Annotated in this window: 11 protein-coding genes; 5 read left to right on the top strand and 6 right to left on the bottom strand. The window is 41.5% G+C overall.

From position 1 onward, the window contains the following. Positions 1-129 precede the first annotated feature (129 nt). The 3 genes from RMX98_RS22895 to RMX98_RS22885 form a co-directional block, all read right to left on the bottom strand. Positions 130-993 carry a DUF6671 family protein gene (locus RMX98_RS22895; RefSeq protein ID WP_322680551.1) on the bottom strand — a complete coding sequence of 288 codons (864 nt, stop codon included), beginning with the start codon at positions 991-993 and terminating at the stop codon, positions 130-132. Between the two features lie 406 nt (positions 994-1399). Next, complete coding sequence (locus RMX98_RS22890; protein WP_322680550.1) at positions 1400-2575, bottom strand: DUF1822 family protein; 1176 nt, start codon at positions 2573-2575, stop codon at positions 1400-1402. Between the two features lie 140 nt (positions 2576-2715). Beyond that, a complete protein-coding gene (locus RMX98_RS22885) occupies positions 2716-3882 on the bottom strand; it encodes a sigma-70 family RNA polymerase sigma factor (RefSeq protein WP_322680549.1) in 1167 nt (388 codons plus the stop codon). 184 nt (positions 3883-4066) lie between these two features. On the opposite strand from RMX98_RS22885, the gene RMX98_RS22880 reads away from it, so the two are divergent. The 5 genes from RMX98_RS22880 (at position 4067) to RMX98_RS22860 (ending at position 13856) form a co-directional block, all read left to right on the top strand. Next, positions 4067-4501 (top strand): hypothetical protein, encoded by a 435-nt coding sequence (locus RMX98_RS22880; RefSeq protein WP_322680548.1) that lies wholly within the window; start codon positions 4067-4069, stop codon positions 4499-4501. A 655-nt stretch (positions 4502-5156) separates the two neighbouring features. After that, positions 5157-5582, top strand: coding sequence for a hypothetical protein (locus RMX98_RS22875; protein ID WP_322680547.1), 426 nt, complete (start codon positions 5157-5159; stop codon positions 5580-5582). Between the two features lie 89 nt (positions 5583-5671). Next, a complete protein-coding gene (locus tag RMX98_RS22870) occupies positions 5672-6457 on the top strand; it encodes a hypothetical protein (RefSeq protein ID WP_322680546.1) in 786 nt (261 codons plus the stop codon). Beyond that, positions 6454-8088: a hypothetical protein gene (locus tag RMX98_RS22865; RefSeq protein ID WP_322680545.1), complete on the top strand. Its 1635-nt coding sequence runs from the start codon at positions 6454-6456 to the stop codon at positions 8086-8088. The genes RMX98_RS22870 and RMX98_RS22865 overlap by 4 nt, the downstream gene beginning before the upstream one ends. 467 nt (positions 8089-8555) lie before the next feature. After that, positions 8556-13856, top strand: a complete 5301-nt coding sequence (locus RMX98_RS22860; protein WP_322680544.1) for a caspase family protein — start codon at positions 8556-8558, stop codon at positions 13854-13856. Here RMX98_RS22860 and RMX98_RS22855 read toward each other — a convergent pair. The 3 genes from RMX98_RS22855 to RMX98_RS22845 form a co-directional block, all read right to left on the bottom strand. Beyond that, a complete protein-coding gene (locus RMX98_RS22855; protein ID WP_322680543.1) occupies positions 13810-14151 on the bottom strand; it encodes a hypothetical protein in 342 nt (113 codons plus the stop codon). The genes RMX98_RS22860 and RMX98_RS22855 overlap by 47 nt on opposite strands. Positions 14152-14454: 303 nt before the next feature. Continuing rightward, complete coding sequence (locus RMX98_RS22850; RefSeq protein WP_322680542.1) at positions 14455-15090, bottom strand: helix-turn-helix domain-containing protein; 636 nt, start codon at positions 15088-15090, stop codon at positions 14455-14457. A 57-nt stretch (positions 15091-15147) separates the two neighbouring features. Next, positions 15148-16881, bottom strand: coding sequence for an FAD-dependent monooxygenase (locus tag RMX98_RS22845; RefSeq protein ID WP_322680541.1), 1734 nt, complete (start codon positions 16879-16881; stop codon positions 15148-15150). Between the last annotated feature and the right edge of the window lie 97 nt (positions 16882-16978).

The following is a 16978-nucleotide window of genomic DNA, read 5'->3' as shown; positions in this document are numbered from 1 at the left end:
AACCTTTAACCTTTACCCTTTAACCTTTTCCCCAAACCCAACTCCGAGTTAAAAATCCAAAACCCGAGCAGTATTGCCAGCAATCCCAATTCTGACTAATCCCCCACATCCTCCCCGTGTAGAGATACCCTACGGATTACAGTACATACATTGGGCTGGATTCGCAAATTCCATACCATTAGGAAATAGTTTCTCTTGATTAAAACCACATTTTTTACATTGATAAATTGCAGTCAATGGTAAGGTGGTTGGGAGCTGACAAAATTCACAGGGTAATCCCTGAATTATTTCAGTTATTTCAAAACCAGGTATATTACATTTTGGGCAACAATTGCTAATTTTATTGAGTAAATTATGGGTAGCTTTTGCAATATTTTTCATCCGAGTGGGATTATACATTGCCCGCATATCTGTCTCAATATTTACCTGATTATTTGGTGAATTATGCAATGCAAAATTAACTGATGTTATCAAATCTATTTCTGTTGTAATACCTTTCGTTATTTCATTACATCTATTCTCTAAATTTTCAAACCAGACAACTAGTCCATGTTCCGGAAAACCAACTTTCCTAGCAAAAATATATGCCTCATCTAAATTTGTTATGATTTGATGATTAAAATTAGTATCTGTAGAAATTTCCTGACCAATAATTTCTAAATTATTGATTTTATCTAAAAAAACAACTATTTCTCTATTACAGTAAATGTAAGGAATTAATGGATGAGGTGTAAAACTACCTTCGCTAGCGATCGCTAAATTTTCTCGTGTTAATTCTAAAGCTTTCTCTGCTTTGAATTTAGCTGCGGCAATTTGTGTTCCCGGACGTTTTACTTCTCTAGTAAATGTGCCAAAAACATCAGTATTAAAATCTTGTGGTACTATAACTTTGATGCCTAACTCTTGTTCTAATAGTGGAGCAATTACCTTTTCTTTTTGGTGCATTGTCGCTAATACAGCCAGACGATCATTAAATAATTGCTGGTGATTCATTCTGCGCTAATCCCTATTGGTTAAGTTTGTAGCTTTTCGTAATTCTAAAACGGCTGATTCTTCTGATTTTATCACCGCAAACCAGCTTGAGCTTCTTGAGAGCAAGTGTACTGGCAGCGATGCCTGTGGCGGGCTATTCGGCGTCGCAAGTAGCTCAAGTTCATCAAACCCAAAGCCCCCTAATTAGATATATACGATCTGCCGTAGACAATCGCCCGCCAATACGCTTGCTGAGGCAAACGTGCTCTTTGTGGCATTCAAACGAACGCGAGTAGTGTCTCGTAAAGAGGACGTTCCAGCACTCAATTTTTGCATCCAATAGGAGCAGGGGAACAAGGTAGACAAGGTAGCAATACCTCTCCCAAGTCTTTATCATCCCGCAAATATGCAACGCCTAAATTATTTTTTAAAACTTAAGTATTTCCCAATTATAATCGTCGGGAAAAGGTTCTATTTCCCAGACTATGCTTTCTCCTGCTTCTAAGGCAACTTCTACGTAGAGTTGTTCTACAGCCGTTGCAGCTACATCTTCATTATTGGGAAAAGGCTGTAAATCTTCGGTAAGTAATCGGAGTTTAAAACCACCGGGAATAGCTGCACCGATCGCAGCGTTACGTAATTCAAAACGCCAAATAGTTGCATCTGGCTCACCTTGTGGTATAATAAAAAGTTCGTAAATTTGACCTGCGATCGCCAACCGACGAGAGAGAATAGTACTTGGTTGTGTGTCTTCCACCCCCCGCGCCCCAGCAGCACTCAGTTGTAAATCAAAGCTTCCCCAACCAACAGCCTCAGCAACTTGAGAAACACCGCTTTGCAACCATTGGAGAACTGACCACTGTTCTGGTAATCCTAAGCGTCGTTGATATAAATTTTGTCGCCAACCGCCATGTTGAATTAATCCACCCCACAGTTGAAAAGGGATTTCTTGGCGGGGTGTAAGTATTTCCGGGTTTCCCAGACGGGCTATTAAATTTTCTGCCTGTTGTGGCGATAAGCTGGGAATCTCTTCGATAGGGCTACGGGTGGGTTCTTCTGGACATAATTGACGCGCTAGAGCTAAAACGCTAATGTCGTTGATTATATCAGTAGCATCGAGGGAATAAGTGCGATCGCTAGCATCATAACTGCCTTGAGTTTTCAGTTTTTCATGGTTACAATAACCCCAAACCTTAACATAGCCTTCGTCTGGTTCAACTTGTACAGCTAAATAATAATCACCTACCCAACTAGGAATATCCACCCATTCTTGAGGTACTCGCAATTCACTCAAATCAATTGCCTCGCTTGGTATCAAGACTAATCTTGTTGTATCAAGCGTGAGTGCAATTCCATTAACCAGTTCCCAGAAACTAGGTAAAGCAGTGGTAGTTGGCCAAACCTTTGTCTGTGGTGTCCAGTCTTCTTGCAACCATAACAAGATAGCATCCAGGCAAAGTTGATTAATATAAGCTTGATAGCGAGAATTAGCATTAGAAAAAGCTTGGCTGTGTAAATCCGCTTGGTTTTGGGTAGTTGTAGGGATTTCCAAAACCATATCTGTTGGGTTAGCGAAAGTAAATACAGTGGTGTCAATAGTCATAGGGGTTGGGGATTGGGGTTGGGCATTGGGCGGGAAGCATTGGGCAGGAGGCAGAAGTTTTTGAATTTTGAATACTTCGACTGCGCTCAGTACAAGTGTTGAATTTTGAATTTTGAATTGATTTCTCCCCCACTCCCCACTTATCCACCATAATAATTTTTCAACCATTCCTCCATTAGTATGTTTATATTCTTGAGTAGGTCTGAAGTAAGGGAAATATGCAAACTATCTTTACTCCAATTAGCTAAAAAGCGTAACAAAGTTTCTTGGGCTTTTTTTAGTCGCCGTGAGACAGTATATTGCTGTATTTGTAATTGTTTGGCAATTTTGTCTTGAGTTAATTCTTGAGCATAATAAAGTTGTAAAATTTCTTGTACTTGCGGTTCGAGTTGAGCGATCGCAGCCACTAAAACTTTGTTAATCTCAGTTTGTTGGAAATTTCTTGTTTGTTCTTCTTCTTGGGCAAGAATTTCATTAATTAGAGATTCTTGTTGTGTTCCGGGAATATTATCAAGCCACTCCCATGAATCATCGCTCCCTTTAGGAATATTGAGAGAGTCAACGGGAAAATAACGATAACGGCGTGCGGCTTTAGCAGCAGTTAACAGCCACTTTTCTAGGGTTTGGGAATTGACTTGTTGACTACTTTGTGAATTATAAGCTTTAGCGATCGCCTCCCAAATCTCGTTGTCTGGTTGAGGAATTTGGCGAGAAGTACCTTTTTGTGTGGGGATATATATACTTTTGAAACAGTTCCAAGCGAGGACGTAATCGTTAATATCTTCTAGCAATAAACCTGCATTTTGTAAAGACTCCACCAAAAATTTTTTAGTAATTTTTCGTAATAATCCCCAATCGGTACAAATATCAATTTCACGATTTTGGCGTAAATTTTCCCGAATAGCACTGCTAAAAAGGGCACTAGCGTAGTTTTTTAAAATAAAGCCTCGATCTGGATTAAACCCTTTGAGAACTTTATCAACTTGAGCGATCGCAATCTGAAAACAGTCTGATAGCTTGTACTGAGTACTCGCAAAACTGTTAACTGTTTTTTGGGATGCCCAATAACAGGATTCTTGCAAGTAAGCCGACAGATGCTGTTTAGCCAGTAGCGTTGTTTCAGGAACAAGCCAAAATTTATACCAATATAAAGTCCAAAAATTTTCCGAAGTTTCTTGACGAGTGCGGTTGAGACAACTTTGCATACTGCGACGTAGCTTTGATTCCGTCGCCCAACCACTGAAGCGATCGGCGTCAAATTGCACAAAAGTTGAAAAAATTTCAATAATGCTTTGTCGAGGATGCATAAAAAATTGTCACCCAACCTATAGAAAGACTGAAAGCGTTAAAGGACGCCTACACAAACTTTACTACAAGGTGTGAGGATTATATTTCGACTTAAATGAAATATTTTATACTTAGCCAACTGGTAATCGTGTCTACTTATCAATAAGTTACAAAAACAATTACGAATAATGGAGTGTGACTAAAATGTTGAAACGTTCTTTGAGTTTTATTGCTGCTAGTAGCATCTTAACTACTGCTTTAATCAATCCTGCTTTAGCTGTACCTGCTGACTTTATTGGTACTTGGGTAAATAAAGATGCCAATACTTCTAATATTACTCGTTTAGTAATTACCTCCGGTGGTAGCAATAAATTAAATATTCAGGTGTTTGGCAAATGTCATCCTAGTGATTGTGATTGGGGAACTGCACCATTAGTTACCTATGGTATTAATGTCCAAGATACTAATCATAAATATGCAACAGCCAACTATAATAAAGGGTTCGCAAATTCCTTCCTCACCTTAGGATCCGCTCGTCAAGAATTACTGTTGCAAGGCTATACGCAGTTTTTAGATAATAGCGGCAGGCAGAATTACTATTCTCGTGAATACTTTCAAAAGCAAACAAGAGTGAGATAAATAATCACTAAAAATCAGCATCAATTATTACTCTAAGAGGATGTTTGAAAAGTCCTCTTGTCGGTATCAAAAGTTTTAGATCCCCCTAAATTCCCCTTAAAAAGGGGGACTTTGACTCCGGTTCCCCCCTTTTTAAGGGGGGTTAGGGGGGATCTAAAGTGCCTAAAGTCACAGCAAAACACTTTTCAAACAACCTCTAACAAAACTAGAGAAGTTTGCAAGTAACTGAGATACACAAAGCAAGACTGAAAATAAGATAGAAAGAGTTTATAGTTCTTGCCTCAAAACCCATAGCTTTGTACTTCAAAACTGCTGCAAAAGGTAAAATTTATCCCAGTATTAAACCTCGCTTCTGCGGGGTTTTTCTAATCTCAAATAGGACTTACGCAATAACTCTCTGAAATTCTCATTTCTACCCTTCAGGAACGCCAAGGGCAAACGTGTCCTTTGCGCCTTCGCGGTTCGTTTTTCTATTATTTCGCGTAAATCCTGTCGAAAAATAATTATCAAAAGTTTTGCAAAGACTGCATAAAAATATCAAAGCAAACCTATTGACTAAGTGAAAGGTGAAAACTGAAAACTTAAGTAGCCGTAAAACCTTCACAAATCCAGTCATAACAACACAAACAACAAACCAAATAAAAGGATAATCAGAATGAAAATTACAACTTCAACTTCTACACGTTTAGCATTAGTAATGGGTTTAGCAATAGCTAGTTCAATTATTAGTACTGTAGCTAAAGCTGAATCTATCCCACAAGTAAATTCTCATGGGATCGTATCAAATAAGCCTTTTATTACCAATTCTGCCCGTCGTGACACTCTTCATAATTTGAATCAAAGACCTTTGAATAGTGTCTTAGAAACTGACGGTGGTAAAACAAAAGAATCGAGTGATAAAGGCAAAGATTCTAGCGATAAAGGTAAGGATAGTAAAGAGACTTGCGAAAGTGGTAATTGTGGTGGTGGCCTTCTAGATAGAGCTAATCCAGTTATTTTACCAGCAGATCAACTGAAAATTCCTGTAATACAAAATGTGCGTCCTCAAACTTTAATTAAAGCTAACAAGCCAATCTTCTAAAGAATAGAGATTGTGAAAAAACAGATTCCCGACTTGTTCAAAAAGTCGGGAATATAAGCCTCCCATGATAAAACGATTGACTAAATATTATGGATTTATTAATTATTGGTTCGAGTGATGACATTTTTTGCCAAGCAGTTAACGAATTGGTTAGCCAAAAAGGTTATAAAAGTGCAATTTTAGATGTTTGCAATGCTGCAAGAATGTTTTCTATCGGTGTTACTTCTAGAAAATCATATATTACACCAGAAATCCCAGTTATTTTACGTATTCCGCCACAGATGCCGATTCGCGCTAGTTTTGATGATTCTTTTATTTATGATGAGTGTCTTGCTACTTTATGGGCAGCGATGACATTATCTAAATCAACAGTAATTAATCGTCCAACTGCAAACAGTCTTTGGGGTAATTTATCGTATTCTTCTAACTTGACTAAATTAAAGGCTGGTTATACTAGCAATCTAGAAGTATTCTCTTCGCAAGTTCCACCATCACCGCAAGCATTACTCGATAAACAATGGTATCTCCAAGATTTAACTACTTATAATACTGCTGCATATCCAGAAATTCCTGAAGGAATGGGGCCATTTCGCGCAAGTTGGGTTTCGGCTAACCTGGAATATGAAATTGTTGTTGTTTTAGAAGATAAAGCATGGCGTTGCACCAATACATCTCTAGAACATTTGCAGTTAGAAGAAAAAAGTATTTCGCTGCTGAGAAATTTAGATTTGGTATTTGGTACTGTAACTTGGAGTATTGATAGCAACCTAGAAAGTGCCAATATTGCTCGTATCAACCCTTATCCATCTTTGGAAGAAATACAGTTTGTTTGGTCGGATTTTGCTCCCGCACTTTTGGAGACTATTTTCTCATGATTTACGCAATTGGCCTTGATTCAGATCGCACTTTTTGTCATTTTGTTAACTACGCTGAATCTTGTGGTGTCGAAGTCCAAGTAATTAATTTACGCGAAGTTATTCAAAATGGAGATTGGCGGCTAGCATTACCCGATGATAATCAAAGCTGGATAAGTTGTTCTAGCCAAAAGTATCTATTAAATCCTCATGGTTCTTATTATTGTCGCTTGATTGACCTTTCAACCGTACAATCAGATGTGCAAGATGCGATGCGATGGAAAAGTCTTCTTGCTGCACTTTGCTGTTGGCTAGAACATATTCCCGGTAACGTAATTAATCGTCCTGGTGCTGGCGGTAATAATTTCTCAAAACCACTTCATGAATTTCATCTGCAATCTTTAGGTTTTCAAGTTGCTGATAGCATTACCAGTTCCAATCCAGAAATTTTAGCTGAGTTTGCTAACGCTGGATTAACAATTGTTAAAACAACATCGGGTGTTCGTGCCGATAGCAGACTGGTAAAATCAGAGGAGTTTCTCGATTTCCACCCAGACGCAGGCCCAGTTCATTTACAAAGATATATACAGGGTGCTGATGTACGCGCCCATGTAGTGGGTAATAGAGTCCACGCAGAATTAATAAAATGTCCGCAGGTAGACTATCGCCATTTTCATGAAGAAGCTGAGTATGTAGAGTGGGAGTTACCAGAAGCTTTACACCAAAAAATTATTAGTGCAACTGCCGCATTGGGGTTAAAGTTTGCAGGTTGGGATTTTAAAGTTACTAACGATTTAGAGTACTGGTGTTTAGAAGTTAATCCAATGCCGGGATACGATGGATATGATATTCGGGCAGATGGGAAAATAACCGACTCGCTATTAGCTTTGCTTACAGAAAATATTGCAGGAAATAGTATTAGTTGGGATACAGATTCTAGTAATGAAATTTTCTCAGAACAAATCGTGACAGTTGAACAATGTAATGATATTTGTTCTGTAATTCATAGTTTAAGAGAATTATGGATAAAACGAGGAAACTCTCCAAAGTTTTTCTATACTTTAGGTACGGCTAGTTACTTAGATTTCTTAAATGAACCTAATTTTTCTAGAGATTATTATACTATAGCTCGTGAATATAATCTACTTCTAGAACTACACTTTGGTTGGCTTTATAAGTTAGTCAAAGAATATTTAGAGCAGGCGCTTATAAACCCTGTAAGGTATAAATCAGATGCAGCACTGCCTGGGTTTCATATTTGGCAAGATTCTAATCTTATCACTAAACCAAATGCTACCACACACTTCGATTTGCAGTACCGAAACCTCAAATGGGATGAAGGTAAACTCGATACTGTAAACACAATCTCCTTTACTTTACCAATTAAATTGCCGAAAAATGGGGGTGGGTTGAATGTTTGGGATTTCAACTATATTAATGATTATAGTCAAGCGATCGCAAGCAATGTAGAAATTCTTAAACGATTTAGAACCAAAACTTTTCATAATTACAAAGTTGGTGAAATTGTCTTGCACAGTGGACACACACTTCATCAGATTGCACCAACTACTTGTATTTATCCTGACGATGAAAGAATAACTCTACAAGGTCATGGATTGTTTTGCGATGGTCAATGGTTACTCTACTGGTAATACATCTCCCAACCTCTGACAAGTCTTTGTGTAGAAAATTTATCTGTTTGGGACTGCAATTCAGTTATTATTATTATTTATGTATATCAATCTTATCTGAGTTGTAAGTTTATGCTAATTTTATCCTAAAGTACAAGTTACAGACTATTAGAGATAAAAGACTTTTGAGAAAGTTTTAGCAAGTTTGCAAATGTTTTGCTGTTGTTAAGCGGTTATTTAACTTCCTGAATAATCATCAACAATTTGATTTTCTTAAGTTACAACAGTATCCAATACTTGTCGGTTAAGGGGAAAAGGGGAAGGTGGGGCCCCCTCTGGGGATAAGGGGCGAGGGAAAGGGGAAAGAAAAAACCTTTAACCTTTACCCTTTAACCTTTTCCCTAAACCCAACTCCGAGTTAAAAATCCTTAACCGAGCAGTATTGCAACAGTATCTACCTTATTTACAACGCATTTAGGACTACTGTAATGCCACCAATTGGGATCGCTAGTCGCTCAACTTCAGTCAAACAAACTACAACTCCTAAGCTATGGCTAATGTTGGTGGGAGTCAATCAATATCAAGATGACGGACTACCTAGCCTGAGTTATTCAACAGTAGATTGTCAGGGTTTAGCAGAAGCGTTGGTAAATGCATCTGCACAATTTACTCAAACAGAGGTGAAGATATATCATGATTTTGCACCGCAACCACCATCTTTAGAAAACATCCGTGCTAGTCTGCGGCAAATTACTACTGCGGCTCAACCTATTGATACTATTCTATTTTATTTTTCTGGACATGGAATTGTAGAACCAAACGCGCAGCAAGCATTTTTGTGTTTGGCAGATACTCACAAATCCGATCTGCAAAACACAGCTTTAGCTTTACAAGAAATTTTGCTGTTGTTGGGTAATAGTGGAGTGCAAAATCAGCTTGTTTGGCTAGATGCTTGTCATAGTGGCGGGATGACACTCAGAGGTACAACAATAGAACCATTGCTGAATGCTACACCAAAAATGGTTGAATTATTACAGCAGCGTGCTGCTAAAAGTAAAGGTTTTTATGCTTTGCTTTCCTGTGATACTAACCAGCAATCTTGGGAGTTTCCCGAATTGGGACATGGGGTGTTTACTTATTATTTAATGAAAGGGTTGCAAGGTGAGGCAGCAGATAGTCAAGGCTTAATTTATGTGGATAATTTGTATCGATACGTGTATCATCAAACTCTCCAATATATAGATAAAAGTAATCAACAATTGCGGCTGATTAATCAGCAGAAAAAAACTAAAGGAGAAACTCAGCTTTTTCGAGAATATCCCTTGCAAACTCCTAAACGAATTGTTGAGGGAGTTGGGGAACTAATTGTCGGGAAAAGATTAACTCAGGCAACTATTGGAGTGCATCGCCGGATAGGAATAGTAGTAGAGGGATTATTAGTCAGCAAAACAACACTAGATATTAGCAAATTTCTCGGAAGTGCTGGAGATTTTGCACTAGAGTATTTGCCAGCAACAAAAGTATCTGCCAATCGGATCAAAGAAGCGATCGCTCGTCATTTACAACAACCAGCATCAGAAGTGATTCTACTTTATCTGCGGGGAAGAATTGAAGAAACCGACGCAGGTGAATGGTTATTGCTGGGAGAAAATATCCGCATCAAGCGTTCCTGGTTGAAACAACAGCTACGCCTTTGTACAGCTCAACAAATTATCATCCTCGATTGTCCTGTAGCTAATACATCCTTGCAAGATTGGGTAGAAGATTTGCAAATTGACTCCCACCAAGGACAATGTTTAATCGCTTATGCCTCACCTGCTGACGCACCAGAACGCTTTGCCCAAAAATTTCTCGATACTTTGATGGCGGCAACGCATACAGATGGACTCTCAGCCGCCGGAGCGATCGCTCAATTACAATTATCCTTGGCAGGTAGCGGCGTTCCTCTTTACATCTGGCTATCAGGCACACAAGGCATTATAGAAATTCTCCAAGCAAAAACGGGAGCAAACACGCCAAAATCAACCACAGGATTGGATTTGGGAGTATGCCCTTACATGGGTTTAAGTGCTTTTTTGGAAGAAGATAGTCAGTATTTTTACGGCAGAGAAGCTTTAACTCAGCAGTTAATCCACCAACTACGCGATCGCTCTTTTTTAGCCGTCATCGGTGCTTCTGGAAGCGGCAAATCTTCAATTGTGCAAGCTGGTGTAATTCCCCAACTGCGATTGGGCAAACAAATACCCAGCAGCGAACAATGGTGGATTGGAAGTATTCGTCCAGGGGCAAATCCGCTTGAAGCTTTAGCGCGGCGGCTTGGGGGAGGGGGCAGGGGGCAGGGGAGGCAAACAATTCAAAATTCAAAATTCAAAATTCAAAATGAAGAATCCATCCTCCTGCCTTCTGCCGACGCTCGCGGACTCGCTAACGCTACGCTATCCTGCCTCCTGCCTCCTGCCTCTCCCCATCTTTTGTTAGAGGGAATATTTCACCAAGGGGTGGAGGGATTTGTTTACTGGATACGCAATCAACCCCATCGAGTTGTGGTGCTAGTGGTAGATCAGTTTGAGGAAATCTTTACTCTAGCTCCGACTCCAGACAGAGAGCTATTTTTAGAATTATTGCTGGGAGCGGTGCAATATGCTGGCGATCGCTTCAAATTAATTATTACTTTACGGGCAGACTTTATTGCCTCCTGTTTGGAAGTACCAGCACTGGCTAAAGCTTTGCAGGATTTGAGCGTGTTAGTTCCACCGAAGCTAAGTTTGGATGATTATCGGCGGATGATTCTCAACCCGGCTCAACAAGTCGGGTTAAAAGTAGAACCAGAACTGGTTGAAGTATTGTTGCGGGAGTTAAATCACTCACCAGGAGATTTACCGTTACTGGAATTTGTTTTAGAGCAATTATGGCAACATCGAGTTGCTGGTGAGTTGACTTTACAAACCTATCAAGAGCAACTAGGCGGAATTCAAGGAGCATTAGAGCGATCGTCTCAAGCTGTTTACGAAAGTTTCGATTCTCAAATGCAAGAATGTGCTAAATGGATTTTTTTATCTTTGACGCAACTAGGTGAAGGTACAGAAGATACTCGCAGACGAGTACATAAATCAGAGTTAATAGTCAAAAAATATCCCGCCGCATTGGTAGAAAAAACCCTCAACGCCTTAACTGCTGCCAAGTTAGTAGTGATGAATTTAGAAGAAGAAGTAACAAAAGGACAAAGTAGACAAGGCGAACCAGAAAACATTTCTCCCCCTGCCCCCCCTGCCTCCCCTGCCCCCCGGTCACTGAGCGTAGCCGAAGTGCTACTCCCCTACTCCCCTTCTCCCATCACAGTAGAAGTTGCCCATGAAATCCTCATCCGTCATTGGTCAACTTTACGCTGGTGGTTAGAAGAAAATCGCGATCGCTTGCGAAAACAAAGGCAAATTGAGCAAGCTTCCCAATTGTGGCTGCAACGCAGTCAGCAAGCTGATTTCTTATTACAAGGAGTGCGACTAGCCGAGGCAGAAGATATCTATATTAAATATACCGACGAACTTTCTGCTGATGTGCAACGGTTTATTGAAGCTTGTTTAGTACAAAGAAAACAACAGCAACAACAAGAGAAAACCAGACTCAAGCAAGCTCAAAGGGCTGTAGTTGCACTCAGTATTTTAGGATTAGCGGCTGTCTGTTTCGGCTCTTTAGCCTATTGGAAATCCCAAGCAGCCCAATTGCGAGAAATTGAAGCCTTAAATGCCTCATCTCAAGCTAATCTTTTATCGCATCAGCAGTTAGAAGCACTCATTGCTAGTGTCAAAGCAGGTAAACAGCTAAAAAACACTTTTGTAGCACCAGCCGATTTGCAAACTCAGACTTTGGGTGTTTTACAACAAGTAATTTCTGGAACCCAAGAGCGTAACCGTTTGGAAGGGCATAGCGCTGAAGTATCGAGCGTGAGTTTCAGTCCTGACGGCAAAACAATTGTATCGGCTAGCAACGACAAAACGGCCATAATTTGGGGACGGGATGGCACAAAGCTACGAACATTAACAGGGCATACTGATATAGTGCGGAATGTCAGTTTCAGCCCAGATGGTCAAACGATCGCAACTGCTAGTTTTGATCGCACCGTGAAGCTGTGGAGAACTAGCGACGGTGGTTTAATTAGAACACTAAAAGGTCATACTGCCGAAGTTCTGAGTTTATCTTGGTCTGGCAACGGTGAGACGATCGCTACTGGTAGCGCCGATCGCACTGCTAAAATTTGGCAAGTTAGCGATGGTCATTTGCTGAGAACTTTTAGCGGATATAAGGATTTTGTTAATAGTGTCAGTTTTAGCCCTGATGGGGAAATTTTGGCGATCGCTAGTGCAGATAAGACTGTTAAACTTTGGAGGGTTAGCGATGGATTGTTGCAAAAAACCCTACTTGGGCATAGCGCCGGAGTTTCCAGTGTCGCTTTTAGCCCCGATGGTCAAATAGCTTCAGCTAGTGTTGATAAAACCGTAAGACTCTGGCGCAGAGATGGCACACTGCTAAAAATTATTCCAGCACACAATGCAGCAGTTCTCAGCGTCAACTTCAGCCATGATGGTCAAACCCTAGCTTCCACCAGCGCTGATAGCACAATCAAACTTTGGAGTTCTCAAGACGGCTCTTTACGCCAAACTTTACTAGGACATAGCATTGCAGTCTACAGCGCCAGTTTTAGCCCAGATGACCAGACCTTAGTTTCGGCTGGCGCTGATAAAACTGTTAGACTTTGGCAGCGAGATAATCCTCTATTCAAAACTCTCATAGGATCTCAAGGTCAACTCTATAGTGTGAGTTTTAGTCCCGATGGGCAAATAGCCACCGCAGGTCAAGACACTACGATAAAACTTTGGCAGCGTGACGGAACTTTGCGCCAAACTCTGGAAGGCTATAATACTTCAATTTATGGACACAGCGATGAAGTCTACGGTTTAGCCTTCAGTCCTGACGGCGAGACATTAGCTTCAGCGAGTCTTGACCATTACATTAAACTTTGGCGGACTCGTGACGGCTATATGATTAAAACTCTTCAAGGTCATCGCAGCAATGTCAATAGTCTCAGCTTTAGCCCCAATAGTCAAATTCTGGCCAGCGCCAGTGCTGATATGACCATTAAACTTTGGAATATTCAGCAAAAAGCTTTAATTAAAACTCTCCAAGGACACACGGCTGAAGTTTTGAGCGTTCGTTTCAGCCCTGATGGTCAAGTACTGGCCTCATCTGGTAGAGATAACAAAGTTTTGCTTTGGAGAGTTAAGGATGGCAAGTTACTGTATAATCTCCCAGGACATACTAATGCTGTCAACGCCATCAGTTTTAGTCCTGACGGTCAAGTACTCGCCTCGGCTAGTGCTGATAAAACTATCAAACTCTGGCAAGTCAGCAATGGAACTTTACTACAAACTCTTACAGGACATACTGATGCCATCTACAGTGTCAGCTTTAGTCCTGATGGCAAGATAATAGCCTCAGCTAGCGGTGATGGAAGCATTAAACTTTGGAACCGTGAAGGCAGAGAACTCAAAACTCTTCCAGGACATACTGATGCAGTATTGAGCCTCAGTTTTAGCCCCGATGGGAAATTTTTGGCTTCTGCCAGTTTTGATGGTACAGCTAAACTTTGGCGTCTTCAAAGCACAGAACTGCAAACCCAAGATTTAAACAATCTACTGATTCGCAGTTGTAAATTGCTGAAAGATTACCTCAAAACTAACCCGAATATTAGCGACCAAGAACGGGGTTGGCTATGTTCAGATTTACGGAGCTAGAATTGATCGTATTTTGTAAACCTGTACCCAGTTGCAACAATGTATCTCTGCGAGGAGGTCTGGGCCCAGGGCCTTTTACTGGCGAGTTCCCACCGGTTGGCCCCGGTGATTGGCCATCTCCTGGGTTCCTGAGTTGATTCTCAATTACAGGAGTTTGAAATTCTCCTTGTACCAGAACTGGTTGTAAATTACCAACTTTAGGCGTAATAACTTGTACAGGATTTGCCAAAGTAGGTAAGGCAGTGAATAATATCGTTGGTAATGCGATCGCTAAACCCAAAATTTGCTTTTGCATATCAAGCCTTTTTCCTTTTAATATATACTTTCAGCTGAACTACTAGGGAGCCTGTACTTCTGTAGATATTTAGCTACAAAGGCAAGCAACAGTATTCCAGATTTTGGGTTTAAAACCCTTCACTGACTTAATAGATCCAGTTGAGTGTTTTTATGCAGTTTTCTGAGTAGTGTTTCCAGAACTTATGCCCATTGAATAATTAAAGCGATCGCGTAATTCTAATGGCTCAAGTCTAATTGGTATTAGCCCTGGATGACAGATGCATCTACGTTTTGAGCGCTAAGTTGTTTGTGATTAATTTGGTTATTCCATGACAATACCTAGCGCACGACGTACAAAACCTACTGTCTCTGCAAGATAGTGTTCGACGGCAATTTCGGGATGATAAAGTAAACAATCGCGTGCCATGCGATCCAGGATACTGCCCACAAGCCGAATTGCGATCGCTGGATCTATGTTTGATGAAATCCGCCCGCAGGCTTGGTCACGTTTGATCAGCAAGATTAGCTGCTGCAAGTAAGGCTCACGACGCTCCTCCGCAGAGGAAGACGAACCAAATAAGAGTGTCTCAGTATCTAGGATACTTAGAATGTCTCGGTAGGGTGTAGCAGCCGCCAGTGCAGCCCGGATCAGGGCTTCTAGCGACTTGTCCAAAGGTTGGTTCTCGGTCGCTATCTGTTCTACTGCTTGTGTAATATCGCGTTGCAATTCCTCAGCGAGTGCGCTTACTAAAGCTGTTTTCGACGGAAAATAGCGATAGAAAGTCCCTTGAGCTACGTTTGCACGCTTGACAATTTCTGAGACAGCTGCATCTTCATAGCGCCTCTGGGCAAGGATTTCGCGTGCCGCCGCTAAGATGCGATCTCGTTTATCACTACGGGGTAAACGAGAAGTGGACTTATCGACCAAAGAAATTTGATCGGGATTCTTTTCTTGCATACTCACTCTCACCAGTATTGTGTTTTCTTTTATCCCCTTACTGCCGTCATGATTTCACTAGTTCAACGTTAGCTCAACGGAGTTACCAAGTAACCGCATCAAGAATGCTTCTAACGGCTGTAACTGGGCAGGTTGACTACGGAAACCAACAAAACCGTCTGGTCGCACTAAGTACAAACACTCAAACTGGGCCCCGTAGCGGCGGCTTAGTTCACCTGTAGAATCCCATAAGCTAAATTGCTCGTTGTCACCTTGCTGGGACAAAACCAATTGACATTGAATGAGTGTACCGTAACGCGATTGCAACAAGGCAACTATCTGCCGAAGTTCTTCTAAACGCTGGGGTTGTTCTTTTAAACCGGCAAACACTAATAAATGATGTCGTGCTTCGCTACCCCAAATTTCAAACAACCGATGTGGTTGGCCATCTTGCGTTACTATGTTACGGGCATCTGGTGCGCGATCGCCTGCTGTTGGGCCATGGCTAAAATCAAAGCGATCGCCTACTGATGGGTGTGGCTCAGTGTAGGCTATTGCGTGCCACCATTCAACAAATGACTGAGTGTGTTCGCCTACCAAGGGACTGTGGCGGTAGTTGTAGGTATTAGCGGCAAAGGCGTTCCGCATCTGACGCTCAATTGCATCCACATGCCAAGCCAGCGACAGTGTAGCGTTGCGTACTTTCGCAACTAGAGGTTGCTTCAGTTCTAAAAGGCGCTCGACAAACTCGGTAGTTCTTACAATCTCAACTACGATCGGATGTCGTTCAGCGTGATAACTATCCAACAGCGCCTCGCCACCCAGCCTACGCACATGGAGTGCAAGCTTCCAAGCTAAGTTTGTGGCATCTTGCATCCCAGCGTTCATGCCTTGACCACTTTCAGGACTATGAATATGTGCAGCATCTCCTGCAAGAAATACACGCCCGTAGCGCATCTGTTCAACCACACGGCTACTGATGTGAAAGGTAGAAACCCATAGAGGGGTATGCAACTCGCGTATACCAGCATCGGGGTGATAAGTTAGCTGATGCTTAATTAAGGCTAGTATTGCCTGCTTGTCTTCTATTCTTGGTTGGTCATCAGGCAGTGTAACTACTATGCGCCAAACGCCACTAGGTAGCCGACCCAGAATTAATAAACCTTCAGGGCGTAAGAAGGTATGAATTTGGTCATCAGGCCAGGTACGATCCCACTCAACATCCACATCAACTAAGGCATACTGCCCTACATGGGGATGCCCTGGAAAGCTCACGCCTATTAAATGGCGGACTGTGCTGTGTGCGCCGTCACAACCTACTAAATATGCAGTCGTTACCTCTTCAATTCTTCCGTCCTCATGGCGTAAAGTAGCGTGAACTGTGTCTCCTTCTTGCGTGAGCGCGATCAACTCAACAGGGCGCTCCACTGTTAGCCCTTGGCTAGCAAGATGTTCAACTAGGAGGCGCTCAGTTTTACCTTGCTCAAGCAGTAGAGAAAAGGGATAAGGAACATCGAGTTCGTCGAGTCGCAGATGGACTAGCTGTTGTCCATCCCCATAGAAATTAGCTCCACGGGCAATGCGACCTTGTTCAAGGGCAGTTTGCAAAACACCAAGACGCTCGAAGATTTCGAGTGTGCGTGTATGAACGCCAACAGCACGCGACTCTACGATTGGGCGTGGTGCGGCTTTATCTATGATGCGACAGGGAACACCATGACGTGTTAACTCGGCAGCTAGCGTTAAGCCTACTGGGCCAGCGCCAACTACCAGTACAGGCATAGAAGATTGAGCAGCATGGAAGTATGTCATCAGATTATCTCCTCTATTCAATTATTCAATATCTACTAGACTGACTGTCATTCTAGTTTTTGTTTTGAGGAAACGTCAAGATACCAGCTAGTCAATT

This window comes from Nostoc sp. DedQUE02 (assembly GCF_034531035.1).
GTDB lineage: Bacteria > Cyanobacteriota > Cyanobacteriia > Cyanobacteriales > Nostocaceae > Nostoc.
Note: the sequence above shows the minus strand (reverse complement) of the source record. Positions and strands in the feature narration are given on the sequence as shown.

Bases quoted from the DNA above. Each gene is read 5' to 3' on its own strand.
- RMX98_RS22895 (WP_322680551.1), bottom strand. From the start codon at position 993: ATGAATCACCAGCAATTATTTAATGATCGTCTGGCTGTATTAGCGACA.
- RMX98_RS22890 (WP_322680550.1), bottom strand. From the start codon at position 2,575: ATGACTATTGACACCACTGTATTTACTTTCGCTAACCCAACAGATATG.
- RMX98_RS22885 (WP_322680549.1), bottom strand. From the start codon at position 3,882: ATGCATCCTCGACAAAGCATTATTGAAATTTTTTCAACTTTTGTGCAA.
- RMX98_RS22880 (WP_322680548.1), top strand. From the start codon at position 4,067: ATGTTGAAACGTTCTTTGAGTTTTATTGCTGCTAGTAGCATCTTAACT.
- RMX98_RS22875 (WP_322680547.1), top strand. From the start codon at position 5,157: ATGAAAATTACAACTTCAACTTCTACACGTTTAGCATTAGTAATGGGT.
- RMX98_RS22870 (WP_322680546.1), top strand. From the start codon at position 5,672: ATGGATTTATTAATTATTGGTTCGAGTGATGACATTTTTTGCCAAGCA.
- RMX98_RS22865 (WP_322680545.1), top strand. From the start codon at position 6,454: ATGATTTACGCAATTGGCCTTGATTCAGATCGCACTTTTTGTCATTTT.
- RMX98_RS22860 (WP_322680544.1), top strand. From the start codon at position 8,556: ATGCCACCAATTGGGATCGCTAGTCGCTCAACTTCAGTCAAACAAACT.
- RMX98_RS22855 (WP_322680543.1), bottom strand. From the start codon at position 14,151: ATGCAAAAGCAAATTTTGGGTTTAGCGATCGCATTACCAACGATATTA.
- RMX98_RS22850 (WP_322680542.1), bottom strand. From the start codon at position 15,090: ATGCAAGAAAAGAATCCCGATCAAATTTCTTTGGTCGATAAGTCCACT.
- RMX98_RS22845 (WP_322680541.1), bottom strand. From the start codon at position 16,881: ATGACATACTTCCATGCTGCTCAATCTTCTATGCCTGTACTGGTAGTT.